Origin of the sequence: Sphingomonas sp. NPDC092440, from assembly GCF_044754985.1 — a bacterium.
GTDB lineage: Bacteria > Pseudomonadota > Alphaproteobacteria > Sphingomonadales > Sphingomonadaceae > Sphingomonas.
Genome location: NZ_JBIVQA010000011.1, coordinates 86,462 through 110,941, shown reverse-complemented (window position 1 = coordinate 110,941; position 24,480 = coordinate 86,462). Strand labels below are relative to the sequence as shown.

Genomic DNA, 24,480 nt, shown 5'->3' with positions numbered 1-24,480 from the left:
TCAGAACCGCTTGCGGAAACCGATCGTGAACCGGCGGCCGATCGCGTCATAGGTATCGCGTTCGTAGAGCTGGAACGGCGGGTTGTGATCGCCCAGATTGTCGATCATGCCGTAGATGCTGAAGCTCTTGTCGATGTCGTAGGACGCGCTGAGGTCGAAATAGCTGATCTGGCCCGTCTCCGGCACCGCGAGCAGCGGCATCGCTCCGCCCGAGGCCTTGGCGGCGGCGATCCGCCCGTCCTTCGCCGAGCCGATGAACCGGTGCCGCAGCGAGACCTGGAAGGCATCGGACACGTCCCAGGTCACGCGCTGGGTGAAGCGCCATTTGGGGTTGGCGTTGCCGCAGGTGCCGCCACCGATATAGCCCGCGCAATCGACCGCCGCGACGATCGGGCTGCTCTGCACGATGCTGTTGATCAGATAGCTGCCGGCCAGATAATAGCTCAGCCGACCGAGCGAACCGATGTCGTGGCGATAGTCGAGGCGGAAATCGACGCCCGCGGTCTTCATCGACGCGATGTTCGCGTTGAGCAGCGGCACGTCATAGAGCTGCCCGTCCGACGAGCGGTGGTTGAGCGGCTGGCAGAAGATGTTGCTCATCGACAGATTGGCGCGACAGGCAGTGATCACCGACTGGAGACCGCCGCCGAACGCCGCGATCGCGCCGTCGATCTTGATGTTGTAATAGTCGACGGTGAGCTGGAGGTTCGGCACGAACTCCGGCCGGAATACCGCGCCGAGCGACCAGGTGTCCGAAGTCTCCTCCTTCAGATTGGGATTGCCGCCGGTGATCGCGCGGATCTGGACATTCTCCTGCTGGAACACGTCGATCACGCTCGCCGGCACGCCCAGCGAGCTGATGCAGAAGGCCCGCTCCGCCGCGGTGCGGTTGGCGCCGGTGGCGTTGCAGAAGTCGGTCGCCTGCGGCGCGGTGTTGGTCGCGCCCGAATAGAGCTCGATCACGTTCGGCGCGCGCACCGCCCGCTGATAGAGGCCGCGGATCTTGAAGCTCTTCACCGGCGAGAACTCGCCGCCCGCCTTCCACGAGGTCACTCCGCCCGCGGTGGAATAGTCCGAGTAGCGGATGCCGCCTTCGAACGCGAGGAGGTGGACGAAGGGCAGATCGGCCAGGATCGGCACGACGAGCTCGCCATAGACTTCCTTGACGTCGAAGCTGCCGCCGGTCGCCTGGATGCCCGCCGAGCGCGAGAGCGCCTTGCCCTGAATGTAGAGCTGGTCGGGCGTGAAGGTCGAGCTTTCCTTGCGATATTCCGCGCCCACCGAGATGCCGACATTGCCGGCCGGCAGCTTGAACAGCGTGCCGGTGATGCTGGCGCCGGCCTGTTTCTGGTCGACGACGGTGATGTTGGTGAGGTTGGTGTAGATATAGTCGATCATCGGCTTGGTCATCGACATCAGCCCGAACGGGTTGATCGTGACGCAGCGCGGATCGGCCACCTTGCAAGCATAGGGATTGTTGGGGTTGGTCAGGAAGGCATTGGCGAAATTGTCGATCAGCACGCCGCCGCCCTGGACCTCGGTGATCCGGACATGGCCCTGATTGTAGAAGGCTTCCCAGTTCAGCTTGTCGGTCAGCGCACCCTTCAGCCCGACGACGAAGCGCGAGAATTCGCGAGTCTGGTCGTCGGTGCGAGAGCCGAAGTCAAGCAGGCGACGATTGATGTTGAGCGAAACCAGATTGTCGCCGTCACCATCGAGATTGGTGCGCAGGAACTCGCGCAGCGACGACGACAGATAGGGATTGCGCAAGTCGAACTGGAAGTTGGGCAGGAAGCCCGAGCTGCTCATCGGCACCGCGCCCAGCGTCGAGTTGATCTCGCTGCGGACGTAATTGCCTTCCCAGAAGGCCGTGACGTTGTCGGTCACGTCGTAATGGCCGGTGATCGCCCCCGACCAGCGCTTCATCGGCATCTGGAGGTTGGTATAGGGACGGTCGTTGAAGCCGTCGCTGGTCTTGTAGGCGCGCCAGCCTTCGGGCGCGAAGAAGATGCCGGCGGTGCCGATGGTGTTGCCGAACTGGTCGAGCTTGCCGACCAGCGCCGGCGTGAAGATCGTGCCCTGCGGCGTGACGCCGTTGCCGCCGGGGACGAGCACGCCCTTACCGTTCTGTACGGCATCGACCAGATAGAGCGAGGCATGGTCGCGCGCGGCGCCCTTCACCATCGAACGGTCGTAATAGCTGCCGTTGAACACGATGTTGCCGCGGCCATCGCCGAAATTGCCGCCGACGGTGAAGTCGATATTGTAGCGCTCGGCATCGCCCCGCTCGCTGATGCCGTACTGGCCGCTGACTTCCAGGCCCTGGAAATTGGTCTTGGTGACAAAGTTGACCACGCCGGCCATCGCATCCGAGCCATAGACGGCCGAGGCACCGCCGGTGACGACTTCCACCCGCTCGATCAGCGAGGGCGGGATCATGTTGATGTCGACCACGCCGTCCTGGCTGGCGCCGACGATGCGGCGGCCGTTCTGCAGCACCAGGGTGCGGGCCGCGCCGAGGTTGCGCAGATTGACCGTGGCCGAGCCGTTGCCCGCATTGGACTGGGCACCCGAACCGGCGACCGCCTGGGGCAGCGCGTTGAGCAGCTGCTCGGTCTCGGCCGTGCCGGTCTGGCGGATTTCCTCGCTGCCGATCACGTTGACCGGGCTGTTCGAGTCGACGTCCGGACGGGGGATGCGCGAGCCGGTGACGACGATCGCCTCGGCTTCCTGCGCTTCCGGCTCGGCGGTCTGCGCCATCGCCGTGCCCATCATCATCATCGTGGCGAACAGCGCGGAGCCGCCCCGCAATCCCGCCCGCATCACCGCAACCCGCTTACTGCCCATGTCCGTGTCTCCCCGAATGGATACGCCCACCTGCCTCGTTCCGCTCCGGCGTCGTCGGTTGCGCCATTTCCGTGAACAAGTGCGTGATTTTGAGCATATCAAGCACGAAGGGTCAATTCGGGGTAACGAAAAAATGTGAAAAGTGTCGCTTCTTGGTAACAAAGCTGCCGGGAAACCCACGATTGCGCACGGTTTTTTCCAGGCCGGAGGATCACCCCGACAGGGCCGGCGAGCCGGGGCGCGCCCTCTCCAAACCTCGGGACAAAGGTCGGAAACTCTCGGTTTTCCGCCGATTCGCACCGTTTTGGACTGGTCTGAGGCACCCCGCATGCCTCCGAGATAACACCGATTCGGTGCCTCTTGACCAGTGCCACCCATGAGATCATCACATTACAAATCACATGTTTTTCGTTTTATTCTGAATGATGCGGCGCCCGAGCATCTGGCGGCCGGAGACCGAGGGGAGATCGACATGCGTGCAGGAGGACTGGTGATCGCGATGCTCCTGGCCGGGAGCGCCGCGCCGGCGGCGTTCGGCATCGCTCCGGCAAGCGCGAGGCAGGCCACCGCCCAGCCCGACGGGCCGCCCCAGGGAACGCGCGGCCATGCCGATCTCGTCACGCTGTTCACGGCCTTCGATGCCTGGCGCACGCCGCCCACAGCCGACGGCGTCGTCGACTACAGGGCCGCCGCCGTCGACAAGCGCCGCGCCGAGCTGCGCGGCTTCCAGGCGCAGCTCCCCGATTTCGCCGTGGCGCGCTGGGATCGCCACCAGCAGGTCGATTACCTCGCCGTCCGCGCGCAGATGGACCTGGAGGATTTCAACCTGAACATCCTCAAGCCCTGGGCACGCGATCCGGGCATGTATGTCGATACCCTGCAGCGGCTGGCCTATACCGAGCTGCCGTTGAAGGGCGAGGCGCTCGCCGGCTTCCGCGCCCGGCTGAAGGCGATCCCCGCCTATCTGGCCCAGGCGCGGGCCAACCTCGATTCGGTGGCGGCGGATTATGCCGATCTCGCGCTCCACGGCCTTTCGCACGGCGACGGCGTGGGCCATGGCATGCCCTATCGCGCGGTGGAGCCCGAGGGGTTGATCGGCTGGTTCGCCGACCTGCGCGTCCGCGCGCGGACGCAGCAACCAGCGCTGCTCGCGGACATCGTGGCAGCAGAGGGCGCGATCGGCGGCTTTCGCGACTGGCTCGCCGCCGCCCGCCCCGCGATGACTGCCCGCGCCGGGGTCGGCAAGCCGGCCTATGACTGGTTCCTCGCCAATGTCCGGCTGATGCCCTTCACGTCGGACGAAGTGGTGACGCTGGCCGAACGCGAGCTCACGCGCTTCTGGGCCGATTATGCCACCGAGCGGCACCGCAACCGGAAGCTCCCCGAACTACAGCTGCCCAAGTCGGCCGAGGAATATGAGGCGCAGCTCGCCGGCACCGATGCCAAGATCCGCAAATGGCTGAAGGATGAGGAGATCCTCACCATCCCGGACTATATTCCGGGCAGCTATCGGGAGGTCGGCTTCAACGCGCCCTGGATCGTGCGCCCAACCGGGCCGATGTTCTGGGAGCAGATCCAGTTCCGCGACGCCTCGCCGGACCATCTCCACGCCACCTTCCCCGGCCATCGCTTCGACGGGATGACCGGAAAGCGCGTCACCGATCCGATCCGCGGCCGGGTGAGCGACAGCGGGCGTACCGAAGGCTGGGGCTTCTATCTCGAGGAGACCGCGCTCCAGCTGGGCCTGTTCGACGACCGGCCCCGCACGCGCGAGTTGATCTATATCTTCGGCCTGTTCCGCGCGGCCCGCACGATCGGCGACGTGAAGATGCAGCGCAACGAGATGACCGTCGGCGAGACCATGCGGTTCTGGAAGCAATGGACGCCCTGGCTGGACGACAATGTCGCGCGCACCGACGCCGGCATCTATATCCGCCGGCCGCCGGGCTATGGCATGACCTATACGATCGGCGCGATGCAGCTCCAGAAGCTGCTGGTCGATCGCCGCCGCCAGCTCGGCGACAGGTTCTCGATCCGCGACTATCACGACTATCTGATGAACACCGGCCGCCTGCCGGTGTCGCTGCTGCGCTACGACCTGACCGGCAATGACGACGAGATCCGCGGGTTCTGGCGGCATGTCCCATTGTCGGACGTGCCGCGCTGATCGCGGCGGCGCGCGGCAACCACCGGGCAAGCGGGGGCGCACCGGACGTGCGCCCCCGAGCCATTTTCGCCCTGCCCTTCGCGCATGAACGACCGGACGCCGACGCGTGGCGCCGTCCCGCGCGATGGCCGCGCGCATCGCGCCCTGCCTTGCCGACGGGGAAGACGCGCGATACCGGCCGGTTTCCCCGACCCAAACTCCCCGTTCACAATCTAATTTGATCATTGACATGATCGAAAAAGATCGAGATTGAATGATTGTGGAAAATAGCCCGAGCGGGTGATTCCATCCGGCGGAAGGCAATGCCCCCGCGGGAAACGAGAGTCCGAAGGACCAATTGGGGAGGGAATATGAACACCGAGATCATGGAGCCGCGCGTCCGCGGGTTCGCGAAGCAGGCGGGGCTTTCGATGCTGGCCCTCGCCACCATGCTGGCTTGTGCCGGCGCAGCACATGCGCAGACCGCTCCGGCAAGTCCCGAAGCCGCCCAGGCCGATGCCCAGGCGGCCGATGACGGCACGCAAGAGCCCCAGGGCGATATCGTCGTCACCGGCACGCTGCTGCGCGGCGTCGCGCCCACCGGCACCAACGTGATCGGCGTCACTCGCGACACGATCACCGCACGCGGGGTCGCTTCCTCGAACGATCTGCTCGCGAAGATCCCGCAGGTCGGCAATTTCGGCACGATCCCGGTGGGCTCGGCGTCGTTCGGCCTGCCGGTCCTCCGCCCCAACATCCGCAACCTCGGCGCCTCGGGCGGCAGCACCACGCTGGTGCTGATCAACGGCCATCGCGGCGTCGGCGCGGGCATTCTTCAGACCACCGTCGATCCCTCGATCCTGCCGCCTGACGTGCTGGAGCGGGTCGAAGTGGTGCCGGACGGCGGCTCCGCCATCTACGGCTCCGACGCGATCGGCGGCGTGGTGAACTTCATCACCCGCAAGCGCTTCGACGGGGTCTCGGCCAATCTGCGCTACGGCTTTGCCGACAAGTACAAGACGGTCGACGGCAACCTGACCATCGGCAAGGACTGGGGCAGCGGCTCGCTGTTCCTTTCCTATGCCCATGTCTGGCACGACAATGTCCTCGGCATCGATCGCGACTATGCCTCGGCCGATCGCCGGTCGAAGGGCGGCGGCGATTTCCGCGTCACCACCTGCGCGCCGGGCAACATCCAGATCGGCACGGTCAACCCCGTCACCTATGCCCTGCCCGCCCTCACGCCGGGCACGGTCAACAAGTGCGACCAGAACGCCTATGCCGACCTGTTCCCGCGCGAGGAGCGCAACTCGGTCTTCGGCTCGCTGACCCAGCAGCTCGACGACAATGTCGCCTTCGGGGTGACTGCCTATTGGTCGCGCCGCGACACGGTGGTGAACCAGGCCCAGGGCATGCTTTCCAGCACGATCACCGCGCTCAACCCCTTCTTCCGCCCGATCTCGGGCCTGACATCGCAGACGGCCAGCTTCTCCTTCGCCAGCGTCTATGGGAACAGCCTGACCAGCCGCCAGCGCTTCGAATCCTATGGCGTCACTCCCAGCTTCTCCTTCGCGATCGGCGACAAGTGGCAGCTGCGGGCGGAGAGCAATTTCGGGCGCAGCACCAATCTGGTGCGCGAAGCCGCACTCGACACCACCACGGCATCGCTCGCGCTCGCCGGCCTGATCCCCGGCATGGCGCTCAATCCCTATGACCTCGCGGCCAGCAGCCCCGCGGCCCTCGCCGCCATCCGGAATTATGAGAATTACGGCGATGCCACCCAGGAACTGGCCGAGGGCCGGCTGATCCTCGACGGTTCGCTGGCGCATCTGGCGGGCGGCGATGTCCGCCTCGCGGTCGGCGCGGAATATCATTACGAGAACATCTCGTCGCGCATCGCCCAGGGCGCGGTCGGCTCCTATGCCAATGCGAAGACCTCGCGCGCCGCGCGCGACGTGCGCTCGGCCTTTGGCGAGCTGATGATCCCGATCGTCGGCGCCGGCAATGGCAGCCCCGGCCTGCGCGGGCTGCAGCTCTCGGCGTCGGTCCGCTATGACGACTATAGCGACCAGGGCGGCACCACCAATCCGAAGATCGGCGTGAACTACAAGCCGTTCACCGACCTGACGATCCGGGGCAATTGGGGCACTTCGTTCCACGCCCCGAGCCTTGCCGACACGACGAACACCTCGGACTCGCGCGCGACCGTGCTGCCCTACAGCCCGTTCCTCGCGCCGGGCGCCACTCCCGTCGACCCGGCGCGTGCGACGATCGTGCTGGCGGGCGGCAACCCGAACCTGAAGCCCGAGCGCGCGGACACCTGGTCCGCCGGCTTCGACTGGACGCCGAAGGCGGTTCCGGGCCTGGTGGCGAACCTCACTTACTACAATGTGAAGTTCAAGGACGCGATCGGCCTGGCGCCGTTCCTCTCGCCGACGCTGTTCACCAACACCAACTACGCCAACTTCTATATCCTGCGGCCGACGCTGGCCCAGGCCCAGGCGGCGGTGGGCAACCTCAACGTGGTCGGTGCGCCGAGCATCGCCAGCCTCTATACCGGTCCGCTCACCCCCTATGTGCTGATCGATGCGCGCCGCAACAATCTGGGCGCGGTCAACACCGACGGGCTCGATTTCAACCTGGCCTATACCCGCCTGACCGGCTTCGGCGCGATCAACGCCAGCATCGCTGGCACCTATACGCTCAGCCGCAAGTCGCAGGCGGTCTCCGGCGGGCCGTTCACCGACGATCTGAAGAACGGCGTCGGCCGCACTGCCTTCGTCGCTACGCTGGGCGGCAAGTCGGGCGGCTTCATCGCCTCGGCCTCGTACAACTACAAGGGCGGTTTCCCGATCCTCGGCGTTTCGCCGCAGACCCGGGTGGGCGCGTTCCAGACGGTGGACGCCTTCCTCGCCTATGATCTGGGCGCGCACGGCTTCATCAAGAACGCGATGCTCACGCTGAACGTCGACAACATCTTCGACCAGGATCCGCCCTGGCTGAACAGCGCCGCCGCCTATACCAATGGCAGCACCCTGGGACGGCTGGTCACCTTCGGCATCCGGACCAAGTTCTGAGGAAAGGGGATCGGGTGTCGCTTCCGTCTTCCGTCCTGACCATGCGTACCCTGTTGGTCTCAGGTACGGCGGCCATGGCGCTTCTCGCCGCCATGGCCGCGTCCGCCCAGGAGGACGGTCCGGCACCCACCCGGCTTACCGTCGAATATGCCGATGCCGCGCTCGGCATCGACGAACCCGCCCCGCGCCTCGCCTGGCATTCCCCGGCGAAGCGCCAGGCGGCCTATCAGATCCGTGTCACCGCCGCGGGCAAGCCCGTCTGGGACAGCGGCAAGGTGGCTTCGCCCGACAATGCGCAGATCCCCTATGCCGGCCCCGCCCTTGCCGCGCGTACCCGCTATGCGTGGCAGGTCAGGACCTGGGATGCCGATGGCCGCGAGAGCGGCTGGAGCCGGCCCGGCTGGTGGGAGATGGGCCTGCTCGCCCCGGCCGACTGGTCGGCCGGCTGGATCGCCGGCCCGGCACGCCGCGATCATGACTGGAGCGACCTTCGCTTCGAGAGCGACCTGACGCTCACCGGCAGCTCGGTCGACCTGCTCTTCCGCGCCCGCGCGGCGGGCAAGACCTATGGCGAGGCCTATGTCTGGACCCTGGCCGAGGAAAAGGCCGGCCCGGTGCTGATCGCCCGCGTCCGCCATTATCCCGGCGGCAGCAGCTCGGGCGTCAAGCTCACCGAGCTCAAGCGCGTGCCGCTCACCGGCATCACGCTGAAGGGCGTGCGCCACAGAGTCACGATCACCGCACAGGGCAACAGCATCGCCACCGCGATCGACGGCAGGCAGGTCGACCTGCTCACCGATACCGGCCAGCCGCATGGCACGATCGGCTTCTCGTCGCGGGAAGCCGCGGCGGCGACGATCCACGCCGTCAGCGTCACCGGCACCGGCAGCCCGGCCTTCGCCACGCGCTTTCCCGCCAACGACAATCCCTTTGTCGGCGGCACCGTCGAAGCGGACGGCCTCACCGTCGCCGCCGGCGTTCCGAACATCGACATCGTCCTGCCGATCGAAGCGCCCGCCCCGCTGGTCCGCAAGGCCTTTGTCCTGCCCGCCAGGAAGATCGCGGCGGCGCGCCTCTATGTCGCGGGCGCGGGCTGGCCGAAGCTGCATCTCAATGGCGGTACGGTCGGCGCCAGCGCGATGGCCAGCGGCTTCACCGCCTATGACAAGCGCGTCCTCTACCAGACCTATGACGTGACCGATCGCGTCCGCACCGGGCAGAATGTCCTCGGTGCCGAGCTCGGGCGCGGCTGGTATGGGCTGACCGATCCCAATGAATGGTATTTCGATCAGGCCCCCTGGCATGGCGAGCCCGCGCTCAAGGCCCAGCTCGAAGTCACCTTCGCGGACGGATCGCGCCAGTCGGTCGCCACCGACGCGAGCTGGCGGACCGTTTCCGGCCCCACGCGCAACGATTCCGTCCATCGCGGCGAGCGCTATGACGCGCGCCTGCTTCCCACCGGCTGGGACAAGCCGGGCTTCGCCGGCAAGGGCTGGACCGCCGCCCGGCAAGTGAACGGTCCCAGCGGTTTCCTCCAGGCCGCCAATGTCGAGCCGATCGCTCCGGTCGAGCAAATCGCGCCTGCCTCGCTCACCCAGGTGAAGCCGGGAGTCTGGGTCTATGATTTCGGCCGCATTTTCTCCGGCTGGACCGCGCTCGACGTCCGCGGACCGCGCGGCACCACCATCTCCCTCGTCGCCAGCGAACGGATCGGCGACGACGGGATCGTCGTCCCCGCCTCGGGCCTGATCGACGCGCAACTGCAGACCGATCGCTACACGCTCGCCGGCTCGGGAGCCGAGCACTGGGAGCCGAGCTTCGGCTATCGCGGCTTCCGCTATGTCGAGCTGCGCGGCTATCCCGGCACGCCGACCCTGGCGACGCTCACCGGCAAGGTCGCCCATAGCGCCGTCGCCCGCACCGGCAGCTTCGCCAGCGCCGATCCGCTGCTGAACGAGATCGACCAGGCCGCGATCCGCACCATCCTGAACAACATGCACGGCTATCAGACCGATACGCCGACCTATGAGAAGAACGGCTGGACCGGCGACGCCCAGGCCTCGGCCGGCGCCGCCGCGCGCAGCCTGGGCATCGCCCGCGTCTGGACCAAATGGCTGAACGACTATCCCGATGCGCAGGCGCCCAGCGGCGAACTGCCCGAGATCGTGCCGGCGACGCCCTTCTACGGCTATGAGGGCACGCCGGGCTGGTCGTTCGTCTGGGGGCCGTCCACGCCCTGGGACGTCGCCGCGATGATCCTGCCCTGGGAACTTTACCAGACCGAGGGCGACACCCGCATCCTGGCGCGCATGCACGCCATGCAGAAGCGGCTGGTCGATTATACCGCCACTGTCTTCAAGGCGCCCGACTATCGCCACGACCGCGGCCTGAGCGAGTGGAGCGCCCCGGGCCCGCTCGACATCTTCGCCACCAACAATGGCGGGATCGACGCGATCACCACTGCCTATTTCTTTCACGAGGCGGACCTGCTGGCCAGATCCTCGGCGGTGATCGGCAACCGGGCGGATGCGGACCGCTATGCCGCGCTCGCCGCCGATATCCGCCGCGCCTATAACGCCCGCTACTGGGACGCGGCGAACGGCTGGTACCGCACCCTGGACGACAAGGGCGTGACCAAGGGCCCCACCCAGTCGCAGAACATCCTGCCGCTCGCCTTCGGCATGGCGCCCGCAGGAATGGAACAGAAGGTTGCCGACACGATCGCGAAGGATGTCGACGCCCGCGGCTTGCGCGCCGGGGTGTTCGGCACGCGCTACCTGCTCGAGATCCTCAGCGACTATGGCCATGCCGACCTCGCCTATCGCCTGGCGACGCGCACCGACGAGCCGAGCTGGGGCTTCTGGCTGAAGAGCGGCCACAAGACCATGTTCGAATCCTGGGGCCTCAACGCCCGCTCGCGCGACCATCATTATTTCGGCTCGATCGCGGACTGGATGCGCCAGCGCCTCGCCGGCCTGCGCCCCGGCGCGCCGGGCTATCGCACCGTGCTGATCCGCCCGGAGATTCCCCAGGGCCTGGCCGCGGCCGCGGCGACCATGGCGACGCCCCAGGGCGAGGCACGGGCGGAATGGAAGGTGGAGAATGGCCGCCTGACTCTCAACGCCACCGTGCCGATGAACGCCGTGGGCGAGATCTGGGTGCCCACTCGCTTCGGCGCGCCTACCACCCTGCCCGAAGGCGCGACCCTGCTCCGCAAGACCGATGCCGCGACCGTCTATACCACCGGCGCCGGCAGCTTCACCTTCGTCACCGAGGGCCGGAAATGAAGACTAGCCTGATCGCCCTGTCCCTGCTCCCCCTGTCCCTGACGCTTGCCGGCGCCGCCCGGGCCCAGCAGGTCCGCGCGCCGGCCGGCACGCTGCGCGGCGCGACCGCCGAAGGCGTGACCAGCTTCAAGGGCATCCCCTATGCCACCGCCCCGGTCGGCCCGCTGCGCTGGCACGCGCCGATGCCGGCGCCGACCTGGACCGGTGCCCGCGCCGCGACCGGCTATGGCAATGACTGCGTCCAGGCGCGCATGCCCGGCGACCTCGCCAACACCACGCTGCCGATGAACGAGGACTGCCTGTTCCTCAACGTCTGGACACCCCGGCCCCGCGCCGGGGCGAAGCTGCCGGTGATGGTCTATATCCATGGCGGCGGCTTCTCCACGGGATCGGGCAGCGCCGCGATCCTCGACGGCACCCGCCTGGCCGCGCGCGGCGTGGTGGTCGTCACCTTCAACTATCGCCTCGGCCGGTTCGGCTTCTTCGCCCATCCCGCGTTGACCGGGGAGGCCGGCGCCGGCCCCACCGGCAACTGGGCGCTGATGGACCAGCTCGCCGCGCTGCAATGGGTGAAGCGCAACATCGCCGCGTTCGGCGGCGATCCGGCGAACGTCACGCTCTTCGGCGAGTCCGCGGGCGGAGAGTCGGTCGGCCGGCTGATGGTCTCGCCGGCCGCGAAGGGCCTGTTCGCCAAGGCCATCGCCGCTTCGGGCGGCGGCCGCGACAGCTGGCCCGATCTCGCGGCCGGAGAGGCCAAGGGCGTGGCCTTCGCGAACCGGGCGGGCGCCGGGGATCTCGCCGCACTCCGCGCGCTGCCCGCCGACACGGTGCAGGGCGGCATCAACCTGCTCAACGGCGACGAGGCCCATTATTCCGGCCCGATGACCGACGGCCGGATCGTCACCGGCGACACCGACGCGCTGCTCGCCGCCGGCAAGGCGCAGGGCATTCGCATGATCATCGGCTCGAACAGCGACGAGCTGGGCTTCATCCCCGCGCCGTTCATGAAGGGCTTCGTCGCCAAGGCGACCGAGAAGCTGGGCAGCGGCGCCGATGCGGTGCGCGCCGCCTATGGCTCGGCCGAGGCCTATGACCGCCACATCCCGAGCGACTATACCTTCACCGAGCCCGCCTTCTCGCTCGCCAGGCGCCAGGCCGCGCACGCCCCGACCTGGCTCTATCGCTTCGGCTATGTCGCCGAGGAGAAGCGCGCGACGCTGGCCGGCGCCTCGCACGCCACCGACGTGCCCTATCAGTTCGACAATCTCGCCGCGGCCGGCGGCAAGCCCAGCCCCGCCGACATGGCCACCGCTAGCCTGGTCGCGGACCATTGGGTGAAATTCGCCAGGACTGGTGACCCGGGCTGGGCACGGTTCCTGCCCGGGGCACGGATGCTAGTGATTAGCAATGACGGGAGCGCCACCGCGACCGCCGGTACGCCCGAGATAACGGCAATCGCCGCCGCCCGTGATGCGGCCAAGCAGAAATGAGGAAGTCCATGCGTACCCTCTTCCGGATCCTGGCGCCGCTCGCGCTGTTCGCCGGCAGCGTCACTGCCCATGCCCAGGAGACGATCCGGCTCTGGCCGAATGGTGCACCGGGCTCGATGGGCCCGATGCAGGCGGAGACTACCGCCGACAAGAAGCCCTATGGGCTGATCACCCGCAACGTCTCCGAGCCGACGCTCACCGTGTTCCGGCCCGATCCGAAGATCGCCAACGGCACCGCGGTGATCGTCGCACCGGGCGGCGGCTTCCATCTGCTCTCGATCGGCAATGAAGGCGACGGCGTCGCCCGGTGGCTCAACAGCCAGGGCATCACTGCCTTTGTGCTGCGCTACCGCCTGCTGCCCACCGGCGACGATTTCGGCATGGTGATGCTCCGCCGGCTGATGAACTTCAAATCGCTCGAGGCTGCGATCGTCCCGCTCCGCCCGCTCGCCACCGCCGATGGCGAGGAAGCGATGCGCTATGTCCGCGCCCATGCGGCGAAATATGGCGTGAAGCCCGGCCGCGTCGGCATGATGGGCTTCTCGGCCGGCGGCGCGGTGACGATGTGGACGGTACTGGGCAACAAGCCCGCCAGCCGGCCGGACTTCATCGTCGCCATGTATCCCGGCCTGGTCGGCAATCCGCTGACCGTCCCGGCCAAGGCCCCACCCCTGCTCGCGATGGTCGCCGAGGACGATCCCATCGTGCGACCCGAGGCCGGCCGGCTGGTCGATGCCTGGAAGGCGGCGGGTGCCGACGCAACGCTGGTGACCTTCCCCAAGGGTGGCCATGGCTTCGGCATCACCAAGAGCGGCAAGGCATCGGACGCCTGGCCCGAGCATGCGCAGAAATGGTTCCAGGCCAAGGGGTTGCTCAACAAATGAACCGGATAGCCCATCTCGGCGCGCTGGGCGCCGTCGCCACCGCGCTGCTCGTCTCGGGCGGCGCGCCCGAGCCCCTCGCCGCGACCACGCCCAGCGGCGCCTGCACCGCGCTCGCCGGCCTGGCGCTGGCCGACGGCAAGGTCGTGAAGGCCGAGGAAGTCGCCAAGGGCGGCATGGTCAACACCAAGGAGGGGACGCCCGGCCTCCCCGCCCAGGCGGCCTTTTGCCGCGTCTATGCGGTGCTGGCGCCCACGCCGCGCTCCGAGATCAAGGTGGAGGTGTGGCTGCCCGCCCCCGCCGCCTGGAACGGCAAGCTGCTCGGCGCCGGCAATGGCGGCTATGGCGGCTCGATGCTGCTCCCCCAGCTCACCATGCAGGGCGCGCTGGGCAAGGGCTATGCCACGGTGGGCACCGACATGGGCCATGTCGGCACCGCCGACACCGACGCCAAATGGGCGCTGCACCAGCCTGAGCGGATCGTGGATTTCGGCCACCGCGCCAACCACCTCGCCTCCGGCACCGGCAAGGCCGTCATCGCCGCCTATTACGGCAATGCGCCCAAGGCGTCCTATTTCCAGGGCTGTTCGGACGGCGGCCGCGAGGCGCTGATGGAGGCGCAGCGCTATCCCGAGGATTATGACGCGATCGTCGCGGGCGCGCCGGCCAATGCCTGGAGCCGGCTGATGACGTCGTTCATGGCCACCGATCGCGCGGTGTTCGCCCGCCCCGAGACGCTGATCCCCAACGAGAAGCTCAAGCTGCTCCAGGACGCCGCGCTCGCCCAGTGCGATGCGAAGGACGGCGTGAAGGACGGCGTGCTCGACGATCCGCGCCAGTGCGGCTTCGATCCGGCCGCGCTCCAGTGCAAGGCCGGCGACGGCCCCTCCTGCCTCACCGCCGGCCAGGTGCGCGCGGCGCGCTCGCTCTATCGCGGCACCGTCGACGCCAAGGGCAGGAAGTTCTTCCCCGGCTATATGCCCGGGGCCGAAGCCGTTCCCGGCGCCTGGGACCTGTGGCTCACCGGCCCCAAGGCGCAGCACGGCATCTTCGCCAGCGAGTTCTTCCGCAACATGGTCTATTCGGATCCCGAATGGCAGCCCGCGTCGTTCGACCTGGCGCGCGACTATGCGGCGGCCCGGCGCCTCGCCCCGGTGCTCGACAGCGACAATCCGGACATCGGCCCGTTCCTGAAGCGCGGCGGCAAGCTGATCCTCTATCATGGCTGGAACGACGCCGCGATCGCGCCCGAGAACACGATCGATTATTATCAGGCCGTGCAGAAGCGCACCGGCGCCGCAGCGAAGGATTCGGTGCGCCTGTTCATGGTCCCCGGCATGTCGCACTGCCTGGCCGGTCCCGGCCCGAATGTGCTCGATACGCTCGGCACGATCGACAAATGGCGCCAGGGCGGCCCCGCGCCCGAGACGATGATCGCCACCAAGTACGACAATGACCTGTTCGGCTATCTCGGCTTCCCGGCCAAGCCGGTCCGCACCCGCCCCCTGTGCGCCTATCCCAAGGTCGCGCGCTGGACGGGCAAGGGCTCGACCGATGAAGCGGCTAACTTCGTCTGCGTCGCGCCCGGCGCGAAGCGATGAGCCCGGCCGCCAGCCTCGTCCGGGGTGCCGACGCGCCGCCGCTGATCGAGCATACGATCGGCGCGGCGCTGGCGCTGGCCGCCGCCCGCTGGGGCGAGCGCGAAGCGCTGGTCTCGGTCGAGCAGGATATCCGCTGGACCTTCGCCGAACTGCTGGAGCGGGCCGATGCCGTCGCCGCCGGGCTGCTCGCGCTCGGGCTGGAGCCGGGCGAGCGGATCGGCATCTGGGCGCCCAATTGCATCGAATGGACGCTCACCCAGTTCGCCGCCGCGCGCGCCGGGCTGATCCTGGTCACGATCAACCCCGCCTATCGCACCAGCGAGGCCAGCTTCACCATGGCCAAGGTCGGCCTGGCCGCGCTGGTCTTCATGGATCGCTTCAAGACCAGCGACTATGCCGCGATGGTCGCCGAGATCGCGCCCGGCCTGCCCGCGCTCCGCCGCATCCTCTGCATCGGCGCCGCGACCGGGCCCGGCTGGATCGCCTTCGACCAGGTCGCCGGCCATGCGGACGATGCCAGCCGCCAGATGCTCGCGGCGATCGGCCCGGAGCTGCGCGCTACCGACGCGATCAACATCCAGTTCACCAGCGGCACCACCGGCCAGCCCAAGGGCGCGACGCTCAGCCACCGCAACATCCTCAACAACGGCTATTTCGTCGGCCTGGCCCAGCGCCTCCAGCCCGGCGACCGCGTCTGCATCCCGGTGCCGCTCTATCATTGCTTCGGCATGGTGATGGGCAATCTCGCCGCGCTCACCCACGGCGCGACGATGGTCTATCCCGCCGCCGGCTTCGATCCGGGCGCGACCCTGGCAGCGATCGCGCGCGAGCGCTGCACGGCGCTCTACGGCGTGCCGACCATGTTCATCGCTGTGCTCGCCCATCCGGAGTTCGAACGGTTCGACATCGCCTCGCTGCGCACCGGCGTGATGGCGGGCGCGGTCTGCCCCGAGCCGCTGATGCGCGCCGTGAACGAACGGCTGCACATGCCCCAGGTCACCATCGCCTATGGCATGACCGAGACCAGCCCGGTCAGCTTCCAGACGGCAGTGGACGATCCCTTCGAGCGCCGCATCGGCTCGATCGGCCGGGTCCAGCCGCATCTCGAATGCAAGATCGTCGACGAGGACGGCGACATCGTGCCCACCGGCACGCCGGGCGAGCTGTGCACCCGCGGCTATTCGGTGATGCTCGGCTATTGGGACGAGCCGGAGAAGACCGCGGCGGTGCTCGATGCCGAGGGCTGGATGCATTCCGGCGACCTCGCGGTGATCGACGCGGAGGGCTATGGCAATGTCGTCGGCCGATTGAAGGATATGGTGATCCGCGGCGGTGAGAACATCTATCCGCGCGAGATCGAGGAGTTCCTCTACGGTCATCCGGCGGTGGAGGATGTGGCGGTGGTCGGCGTGCCCGACGCGCGCATGGGGGAAGAGCTCTGCGCCTGGATCCGGCTGCGCGCCGGCGCCTCGGGCGACGCGGAGGAGGTCCGCGCCTTCTGCCGCGGCCGGATCGCCCATTACAAGGTGCCCCGCTACGTCCGCTTCGTCGACGCCTTCCCCACCACCGTGACCGGCAAGGTCCAGAAATATCTGATCCGCGAGGCGATGATCGCCGAACTGGATCTCGAAACCACCAGCCAAGGATGAAGATGATGATGAACAAGCTGCTGCTCGCCGCGCTGCTCGCCCTGCCGGGCACCGCCCTCGCCCAGACCGCGCCGGCGCCCGTGCCCGCCGCTCCGGCTGCCGCGCCGAAGTTCACGCTCGACACGCCGATCCAGGAGATCGTGGCCGACGCGCAGGGCAAGGCCGCGATCGACAAGAACCTGCCCGGCCTGATCGGCCTGCCGCAGTACGACATGTTCAAGGGGCTGAGCCTCAACCAGCTCAAGGCCTATTCGGACGGCAAGCTCACCGACGAGATCCTCGCCAAGACCGCTACCGATCTCGCCGCGATCAAATGATGACTCGCGCCAATTTCCTTGCCTGCGTCGCCGCGACGGCGTTGATTGCGAGCGCACCCGCTCTCGCCCAGGCCCAGAACGAACGCATGACCTATCGTGAGAAGAGCGCGCCGCTCGAGCAGCGCGTCGAAGACCTGATGCACCGGCTGACACTGGAGGAGAAGGTGTCGCTGCTCGCGGGCGAAAGCTCGATGACGCTGCATGCGATCCCGCGGCTGGGCATCCCCGCGATCAAGGTGACCGACGGCCCCACCGGCGTGCGCTCGCCCGAGGGCAAGCCCGCCACTGTCTTCCCGGTCGGCGTCGCCATCGCCGCGACCTGGAATCCGGAGATCGCCAAGGCCGTGGGCGCCGCGATCGCGGAGGAATCGCGCGGCTATGGCGCCGCGGTGCTGCTCGCGCCGACGGTGAACATCGTCCGCACCCCGCGCTGGGGCCGCAATTTCGAGACCTATTCGGAAGACCCGCTCCTCGCCGGCAAGCTGGGGCTCGGCTATGTCGCCGGCGTCCAGGGCAAGGGCATCGGCGTCTCGATCAAGCATTTCGCGGTGAACAACCACGAGACCAACCGCTTCTTCGTCGATTCCGTCATCGACGAGCGGACGTTGCACGAAATCTATCTTCCCGCCTTCGAGACGGTGGTGAAGCGGGCCGATCCCTGGTCGGTCATGGCTTCGTACAACAAGGTCAACGGCACCTATGCGAGCGAGAATCGCTGGCTGCTCACCGATCTGCTCAAGAAGGAATGGAACTACAAGGGCTTCGTCGTCTCCGACTGGGGCGCGACGCACAGCACCGCGCCCGCGGCCAATGCCGGGCTCGACCTGGAGATGCCCGGCCCCGCCCAGCATTTCGGTGCCAAGCTGCTCGCCGCGGTCCACGCGGGCGAAGTGAGCGAGGCGCAGCTCGACGACAATGCCCGGCGCATCGTGCGCCTGATCGTCCGCAGCGGCGCGCTCGACGGGCCGCAGCCCAAGGGCGAGATCGGCGGCGAGCGCCACCGGGCGGCTGCCCGCGCGGCGGCCGAGGAAGCGATCGTGCTGCTCAAGAATGCCGGCGTGCTGCCGCTGAAACCCGGCATCAAGACGCTGGCGGTGATCGGCCCCAATGCCGATATCGCCCGCATCCAGGGTGGCGGCAGCTCGGCGGTGGCACCGTTCGACAAGCTGGTGACGCCGCTCGAGGCGATCCGCGCCGCGCTGCCTGGCGTCGAGGTGATCCACGAGAAGGGCGTCGACAGCGAGGAGACGCCGCCCACCGCCGCACCCGCGCTGTTCAGCCCCGCGGCGGACAGCAGCGAGACCGGCCTGGCCGCGACCTACTACGCCAGCGCCGATTTCAGCGGCGATCCGGTGAAGCGCGAGCGCGCCACCGATTTCACCAAGCGGATCAGCGCCAATATCGCGAGCGCCAAGGTGATCGGCTATGCGTCGATGCGCTGGGCGGGCGTGCTGCGCGCGCCGGCCACCGGCACCTATGAGTTCAGCGTGCGCGGCACCGGCACGGGCGTGCTGACGCTCGACGGCAAGACGATCCTCGACAAGGCGACGCCGGCAAAGCCCGACAATCGCGACGTGATCGGCTTCCCCGTTCCCCAGCGGACCGTCCAGGTCCAGCTCGAGGGCGGCAGGGCCTATCCGATCCAGCTCGACTATGTGACCGGCCAGACGCCCTATGAGGCGCTCAAGTTCGGCGTGCGCCTGCCCCGGCCCGATTTCGACGCGGCAATCGCCGCGGCGAAGCGCGCCGATGCGGCGATCGTGGTCGGCGGCTCCGCCTCGCTCACCGAGGGCGAAGGCTATGACCGCGCCGATTTCGACCTGCCCGGCGACCAGAACAAGCTGATCGCGGCGGTGGCGGCGGCCAATCCGTCGACCGTGGTGGTGATCAATGCGGGCGCGGCGATGACCATGCCCTGGGCGAAGGACGTGCCGGGAATCGTCGGCATGTGGCTGCCCGGCCAGGAAGGCGCGGCGGCGCTTGCCGGTGTCCTGACCGGCAAGGTCAATCCATCGGGCAAGCTGCCGGTGACCTTCCCGCTGCGCAGCGCCGATGATCCGGTGCGGCTGACCGACATGAAGACCCAATATGCCGAAGGGCTGCTGGTCGGCTATCGCGGCTATGAGGCGCGCGGCGTGGCGCCGCTCTTCGCCTTCGGCCATGGCCTGTCCTATACCAGCTTCGGCTATGCCGGCCTCTCCGCTCCCGCGACGATCGCGCCCGGTGCGGCGGCCAAGGTCCGCCTGTCGCTCCGCAACACGGGCAAGCTGGCCGGCAAGGAAGTCGTCCAGCTCTATGTCGCGCGGGCCGATCGCACGCCCGAGGAGCCGATCAAGCAGCTCGCCGCCTTCGCCAAGCTGGCCTTGGCGCCGGGCGAGAGCCGCACGGTCGAGCTGAGCCTCGATCCGCGGGCGTTCGGCTATTGGGATGCGGCGACCCATCACTGGGTGGCGCGCGCCGGGGCCTATCAGCTGCTCGTCGGCAGCGCCTCGGACGATATCCGGCTGAAGAAGGACATCCGCGTCACTGCGACCAAGCCGATCGATTGACCCACCAACTTCGTCACCCCGGCCCCTTCGGTCGTCCGCGAGCCGGGCGGTCGAAGGGGCCGGGGTGACGGCTATTTTGGTGTCGTGCGGTTCTTGCGATGTTTGGTGTCGCTTCCGCTGCTCCGTCGGCGATCTGGGGTCGCGCCTCAATCAACCTACCCCGTTATCCCTGCGAAAGCGTGGGTGACGGAGGAGATGCGAGCTTCCAGGCGAAGGGCAGCTACTCCGTCACAGACGCTGCCCACATTCCTCCCCCGGAGGGAGAACCCCCGCCGCCGCCGCCAGCACCGGCACGAAGTCGGCGGCCGATCGGCTGGCCCGGCCGACGAGCAGCCCGTCGATCCCGGGCAGGGCCAGCAGTTCCGCCGCATTGCCGCCGTCGACCGCGCCGCCATAGAGCAGCCGCGCCGCGCCCGCCTCGATGCGCAGCATCTCGAAGATGCGGGCGAGATGCGCCGCGTCCGGCACTGCGCTCCCGCCGATGCACCAGACCGGCTCATAGGCGATGGCGGCACGCGACCAGTCGAGCCCAGGCGGCAGCGAGGCGCGGAGCTGCGCCGCCACCAGCGCCCGCGCATCGGCCGAACGCTCCCATTCGCCGACGCAGATCACCACCGCCAGCCCGGCCGCCTGCGCGGCATGCGCCTTGGCCGCCACGCTGGTGGTATCGTCGGCACGAGTCTCGCTGTGCCCGACCAGCACCGTTGTCGCACCGCTGTCGCGCAGCATCGCCGCCGAGACGCCGCCGGTATGCGCGCCTTCGGCCACGGCGTGGCAATCCTGCCCACCGATCGCGACGGCCCGCACCCGGCGTGCCGCGCGCTCGATCAGCGTCGTCGGCAGCATCAGCCCGGCCTCGACGCCGAGCGCATGCACGGCGGCGTCGATTCGCGCGATCTCGGCCAGGTCGGAGCCCGTGCCGTGCATCTTCCAATTGCCCAGGATCAGCGGGCGCCCCGTCACGCTGGTCATGCCGCGAGATAGTTGCCGACGCCGATCACCACGGTGGACAGCAGCAGCGCGCCGATGCCGGTCCACACCAGCGCGCGCGTGCCCAGCCGCACCCCCGCCCATTCCTTGAGCGCGAAGCCCCAGAGCGTGGAGAACAGGATGATGCTCGCCATGTGCAGCGTCCAGGAGGAGAAGCCATATTTCCCCATCTGGCTCTCGCCCATCGTGTAGAAGAAGAACTGGAAGTACCAGAGCGTGCCCCCCAGCGCGGCCAGGAGATAGTTGCGCAGCAGCGGCGGCTTCTCGCCCGAAACGGCAGCGCCGACGATCTGCCCGGCCGACCGGTTGCGCAGGATCAGCCAGCCGCACCAGACGAAATTGGTGGTGAAGCCGCCGAGCAGCACGACGCACAGCACCGGCAGGCCCTGCCACAACGGATCGGTCCCCGCCGCCACCGTGGCCGCACGGATCGGCGCGCCGGCGTCGAGCCCCCAGGCGAAGCAGCCCGACATGATGCCGGAGAACACCGCGATGGCGAGCCCCTTGGGCAGATTGAACTCGCTCACGCTCTGGCGCGCCGCCGCGCCCGCCATCTCGCGCTCCTTGCGGCGCCCGGCGGCGGCGACCACCAGGATGCCGGCAAGCGTGATGACGATGCCGAAAAAGGTCATCTGCCCGCTCGAGGTCTCCGCGAGTTGCCCCAGCGTGCCGTGGAAGATCGGCGGCCCCATCGTCCCGATCACGGTGGTCAGCCCAAGGGCGACGGCCATGCCGAGCGACAGGCCGAGATAGCGCATGGTCAGCCCGAAGGTGAGCCCGCCAAAGCCCCACATCGCGCCCCAGAACCAGCACCAGAACCAGGTGCTGCTCGGCGTCCGCGCCAGCACGCCGAGCAGGTCGTGCGTCTGGATCGAAGCGAACAGCCAGGGCGCGATCAGCCAGGAGAATACGCCGCCGACCAGCCAGAATATCTCCCAGGACCAGGCCCGAATACGGCGATAGGGAACATAGAAACTGGCGGAGGAAAGCCCGCCAAGCCAGTGAAACAAAACGCCAATCAGCGGATTTCCGCCCATGCTCATTCCCTCCCCGCGAGTATCTTTTCGTTGATCTGGTCGATGCGCGTCACGCCGGTCAGCCCCATGGCGACGCGCATCTCGGCGGCCAGCAGCGCCAGCACATGCGCCACGCCGGCCTGCCCCCCGCCACCCAGCGCCCAGGCCCAGGCGCGGCCGAGCAGCACGCCCCGGGCGCCCAGCGCGAGCATCCGCACCACGTCGAGCCCCGATCGGACCCCGCCGTCCGCCAGCAGCGTCAGCCGGTCGCCCACCGCATCGGCGATCGCCGGCAGCGCGCGGGCGGTCGAGGGCACCCCGTCGAGCTGGCGGCCGCCATGGTTGGAGACGATCACGCCATCCACCCCCCGCGCCGCCGCCTCGCGGGCGTCTTCGGGATCCAGGATCCCCTTGAGCAGGATCGGCCCGTTCCAGTGCTTGCGCACGAAATCCAGCTCGTCCCAGCCGATCGCGGGGTCGAAATTGTCGCGCATCCAGGCGAAGAAGTCGTTGAGCCCGGTCTTGCCCGCCAGCACCGGCGCGACATTGCCGAGATGGTGCGGCCGCCCCCACAGGCCCACGTCCCAGGCCCAGCGCGGATGCGCCAGCGCCTGGCCGAATCGTCGCAGCGATCCGCCCAGGCCCGGCGCGCCGGCCAGCCCGGAGCGATAGTCGCGATAGCGCGTGCCCGGCACCGGCATGTCGACGGTGAAGACCAGCACCGGGCAGCCCGCCGCGCCCGCCTGCTGCATCAGGTCGATCATGAAGCCGCGGTCGCGAATCATGTAGAGCTGGAACCAGGGTGGCGTACCCACCGCCCCCGCCACTTCGGCGAGCGGGCAGGCCGAGACGGTCGACAGCGTGAAGGGCACCCCGGCCGCCTCCGCCGCCCGCGCCGCCTGCACTTCGCCGCGCCGCGCGTTGAGCCCCGCCAACCCCACCGGCCCGAGCGCCACCGGCATCGCCAGCCTTTGCCCGAACAGGCTCGTCGACAGGTCGATGTCCGAAATGTCGCGCAGCACCCGCTGCCGCAGCGCCACGGCCTCGAGATCGGCGACGTTCCGGCCCAGCGTCACTTCGGCATAGGAACCGCCATCGATATATTCGAACAGGAAGCGCGGCAGCCGGCGCCGCGCCAGCTCGCGATAATCGGAGATCGACGCCGCCTTCATGCCGCCTCGCTGCTGCCGGCGGCCAGGGCCCGCCAGCGGGCCGCATAGCCGGCGAGATCGCAATCGAGCGGCTCCACCCGGATGAGCGCCGAGGGCGGTGCCAGTGCCGGATCGATCAGGCGCAATGCTCCATAGGATACGTCGTTATGCTCGTTGGAGACGAAGACGTGCAGGTCCGGCCGCAGCGTGGCGAGCGTGCGGACAAAGGCCTGGGCCTCGCCGAACCGTCCCTCGACCAGCACGCGTTCGCGCGTCCCGATCAGGTCGAGCATCGCATCGGCCACGAGCGCCGCATAGAGGCACACCGCCGCGCGCAGCCCCATCGATTCGCCCGGCCGGTTGATCCAGCGCATCGCGCCGCCGGGGAACGGCCCCACGCCGGGAGTCAGCGTCGGCAGCACCATCGCACCGCCCGCGACGACACCGGGGAGCGCCGCGATGATCGCCGGCTGATCGGGATTGATGTCGACGCGCCGCGTGTCGATCCCGGTCAGCAGCTCGATCTCGCGCCCACCCATGAACCGGGCCGAAGGAATCGGAGTGCCATGGGCGTCGACATTCACCAGGCAGTCGCGCGCCTCGGGCAGGCCCGCCAGGTCGACGCGCGCGCCCTTGCCCGGCGTTCGCATCGCGACGAACCAGGTGCCGGTCGACAGCACCGTGGCCTCCTGTTCCGCGATATCGGCAAAGCCCCGTGCCGCGAGCAGGGCTGCGTTCGAATCGTGCAATCCGCAATGCACCGCGACATCGGCGGGCAGGCCGGTGCGCCGGGCCCATTCCGCGCTGATCGTGCCGATCGCCTCGCCGGCATGGCGGAGCGGCGCGAGCCGGGCCGCCCAGCCACGCCGCTCGGCCAGCGCCGACGGCGTGCCCGAGGCGGGACACCAGAGATCGCTATGGCACCCCAGACTCGTCACCTCGGACGCCGCGACGCCCGAGAATCGCCATGCCCAATATTGCGGCCAGGGCAGGATCGTCGCGTCGCCTTGCAGCAGCGCCGGATCGAGCGACTCGAGGAAATGCAGCTGCAGCCCGAGGTTGAGCCCGTCCGGCAGCGCGGGCGAACCGGTGCGGGCAAAGGGATCGCGCTGGCTGCAATAGGTGGCAGCGCATTCCGCCGGGATCGCCTGCTCATAATCGAGCGGCGGTGCAGCCAGCATCCCGTCGCGCACGATCGCGGCCGCGGCGCCATGCCCGACGGGAATGATCCGCGCCACGCGCCCGATCCCCGCGAACGCGCGCAGCCCTTCCTCTGCCCAGGCCTCGATGCCGGCCGCATCGAGCGTGCGGACGCTCTCGCCGCCCAGCACCGCCATCGGCCGGTCATTGGGTCGTGTCCGCCGGGCCAGCATCGTCCCCGACGCGTCCCAGAGACTGAGCTTCGACAAGGTCTTACCCAAATCGAGCACCACGCTCAGCCCATCACCCAATGCTGCCTCCCCATTTTGTTATGATTGA

The 24,480-nt window shown here is 68.4% G+C and carries 14 protein-coding genes; 9 read left to right on the top strand and 5 right to left on the bottom strand.

Going from position 1 to position 24,480, the window contains the following annotated elements; all coding sequences use genetic code 11:
• Window positions 1-2,847, bottom strand: coding sequence for a TonB-dependent receptor domain-containing protein (locus ACIQCS_RS18030; RefSeq protein ID WP_345847299.1), 2,847 nt, complete (start codon window positions 2,845-2,847; stop codon window positions 1-3).
• A 472-nt stretch (window positions 2,848-3,319) separates the two neighbouring features.
• On the opposite strand from ACIQCS_RS18030, the gene ACIQCS_RS18025 reads away from it, so the two are divergent.
• The 9 genes from ACIQCS_RS18025 to ACIQCS_RS17985 all read left to right on the top strand — a co-directional run bounded on the left by ACIQCS_RS18025 (window position 3,320) and on the right by ACIQCS_RS17985 (window position 19,844).
• On the top strand, window positions 3,320-5,014 hold the full coding sequence (locus ACIQCS_RS18025; RefSeq protein ID WP_345847300.1) for a DUF885 family protein: 1,695 nt from the start codon (window positions 3,320-3,322) through the stop codon (window positions 5,012-5,014).
• Between the two features lie 350 nt (window positions 5,015-5,364).
• Window positions 5,365-8,070: a TonB-dependent receptor domain-containing protein gene (locus ACIQCS_RS18020; RefSeq protein WP_345847302.1), complete on the top strand. Its 2,706-nt coding sequence runs from the start codon at window positions 5,365-5,367 to the stop codon at window positions 8,068-8,070.
• A 41-nt stretch (window positions 8,071-8,111) separates the two neighbouring features.
• A complete protein-coding gene (locus ACIQCS_RS18015) occupies window positions 8,112-11,357 on the top strand; it encodes a family 78 glycoside hydrolase catalytic domain (protein WP_345847303.1) in 3,246 nt (1,081 codons plus the stop codon).
• Window positions 11,354-12,847, top strand: a complete 1,494-nt coding sequence (locus tag ACIQCS_RS18010) for a carboxylesterase family protein (RefSeq protein ID WP_345847305.1) — start codon at window positions 11,354-11,356, stop codon at window positions 12,845-12,847. The genes ACIQCS_RS18015 and ACIQCS_RS18010 overlap by 4 nt, the downstream gene beginning before the upstream one ends.
• An 8-nt stretch (window positions 12,848-12,855) precedes the next feature.
• Entirely contained in the window at window positions 12,856-13,731 is an 876-nt protein-coding gene (locus ACIQCS_RS18005) for an alpha/beta hydrolase (RefSeq protein ID WP_345847307.1), read from the top strand.
• Window positions 13,728-15,329 (top strand): tannase/feruloyl esterase family alpha/beta hydrolase, encoded by a 1,602-nt coding sequence (locus tag ACIQCS_RS18000; protein ID WP_345847308.1) that lies wholly within the window; start codon window positions 13,728-13,730, stop codon window positions 15,327-15,329. The genes ACIQCS_RS18005 and ACIQCS_RS18000 overlap by 4 nt, the downstream gene beginning before the upstream one ends.
• Window positions 15,326-16,978 carry an AMP-binding protein gene (locus tag ACIQCS_RS17995; RefSeq protein ID WP_345847309.1) on the top strand — a complete coding sequence of 551 codons (1,653 nt, stop codon included), beginning with the start codon at window positions 15,326-15,328 and terminating at the stop codon, window positions 16,976-16,978. The genes ACIQCS_RS18000 and ACIQCS_RS17995 overlap by 4 nt, the downstream gene beginning before the upstream one ends.
• A 5-nt stretch (window positions 16,979-16,983) precedes the next feature.
• Window positions 16,984-17,295 (top strand): hypothetical protein, encoded by a 312-nt coding sequence (locus ACIQCS_RS17990; RefSeq protein WP_345847310.1) that lies wholly within the window; start codon window positions 16,984-16,986, stop codon window positions 17,293-17,295.
• Window positions 17,295-19,844 (top strand): glycoside hydrolase family 3 protein, encoded by a 2,550-nt coding sequence (locus tag ACIQCS_RS17985; protein WP_345847312.1) that lies wholly within the window; start codon window positions 17,295-17,297, stop codon window positions 19,842-19,844. The genes ACIQCS_RS17990 and ACIQCS_RS17985 overlap by 1 nt, the downstream gene beginning before the upstream one ends.
• A gap of 228 nt (window positions 19,845-20,072) precedes the next feature.
• On the opposite strand, the gene ACIQCS_RS17980 is transcribed toward ACIQCS_RS17985, so the two are convergent.
• From ACIQCS_RS17980 to ACIQCS_RS17965, 4 genes are read right to left on the bottom strand one after another with little or no spacing between them, the layout of a single operon-like run.
• Window positions 20,073-20,816 (bottom strand): triose-phosphate isomerase family protein, encoded by a 744-nt coding sequence (locus ACIQCS_RS17980; protein ID WP_345847313.1) that lies wholly within the window; start codon window positions 20,814-20,816, stop codon window positions 20,073-20,075.
• A complete protein-coding gene (gene rhaT / locus ACIQCS_RS17975) occupies window positions 20,813-21,871 on the bottom strand; it encodes an L-rhamnose/proton symporter RhaT (RefSeq protein WP_345847315.1) in 1,059 nt (352 codons plus the stop codon). Before rhaT ends, ACIQCS_RS17980 begins: the two co-directional genes overlap by 4 nt.
• A gap of 2 nt (window positions 21,872-21,873) precedes the next feature.
• Entirely contained in the window at window positions 21,874-23,022 is a 1,149-nt protein-coding gene (gene lldD, locus ACIQCS_RS17970; protein WP_345847316.1) for an FMN-dependent L-lactate dehydrogenase LldD, read from the bottom strand.
• Window positions 23,019-24,452 carry a carbohydrate kinase gene (locus tag ACIQCS_RS17965; protein ID WP_345847317.1) on the bottom strand — a complete coding sequence of 478 codons (1,434 nt, stop codon included), beginning with the start codon at window positions 24,450-24,452 and terminating at the stop codon, window positions 23,019-23,021. Before ACIQCS_RS17965 ends, lldD begins: the two co-directional genes overlap by 4 nt.
• Window positions 24,453-24,480 lie beyond the last annotated feature (28 nt).

Bases quoted from the DNA above. Each gene is read 5' to 3' on its own strand.
- ACIQCS_RS18005 (WP_345847307.1), top strand. From the start codon at position 12,856: ATGCGTACCCTCTTCCGGATCCTGGCGCCGCTCGCGCTGTTCGCCGGC.
- ACIQCS_RS18030 (WP_345847299.1), bottom strand. From the start codon at position 2,847: ATGGGCAGTAAGCGGGTTGCGGTGATGCGGGCGGGATTGCGGGGCGGC.
- ACIQCS_RS17995 (WP_345847309.1), top strand. From the start codon at position 15,326: ATGAGCCCGGCCGCCAGCCTCGTCCGGGGTGCCGACGCGCCGCCGCTG.
- ACIQCS_RS18000 (WP_345847308.1), top strand. From the start codon at position 13,728: ATGAACCGGATAGCCCATCTCGGCGCGCTGGGCGCCGTCGCCACCGCG.
- ACIQCS_RS18010 (WP_345847305.1), top strand. From the start codon at position 11,354: ATGAAGACTAGCCTGATCGCCCTGTCCCTGCTCCCCCTGTCCCTGACG.
- rhaT (WP_345847315.1), bottom strand. From the start codon at position 21,871: ATGGGCGGAAATCCGCTGATTGGCGTTTTGTTTCACTGGCTTGGCGGG.
- ACIQCS_RS17990 (WP_345847310.1), top strand. From the start codon at position 16,984: ATGATGAACAAGCTGCTGCTCGCCGCGCTGCTCGCCCTGCCGGGCACC.
- ACIQCS_RS18015 (WP_345847303.1), top strand. From the start codon at position 8,112: ATGCGTACCCTGTTGGTCTCAGGTACGGCGGCCATGGCGCTTCTCGCC.
- ACIQCS_RS18025 (WP_345847300.1), top strand. From the start codon at position 3,320: ATGCGTGCAGGAGGACTGGTGATCGCGATGCTCCTGGCCGGGAGCGCC.
- ACIQCS_RS17980 (WP_345847313.1), bottom strand. From the start codon at position 20,816: ATGACCAGCGTGACGGGGCGCCCGCTGATCCTGGGCAATTGGAAGATG.
- lldD (WP_345847316.1), bottom strand. From the start codon at position 23,022: ATGAAGGCGGCGTCGATCTCCGATTATCGCGAGCTGGCGCGGCGCCGG.
- ACIQCS_RS18020 (WP_345847302.1), top strand. From the start codon at position 5,365: ATGAACACCGAGATCATGGAGCCGCGCGTCCGCGGGTTCGCGAAGCAG.
- ACIQCS_RS17985 (WP_345847312.1), top strand. From the start codon at position 17,295: ATGACTCGCGCCAATTTCCTTGCCTGCGTCGCCGCGACGGCGTTGATT.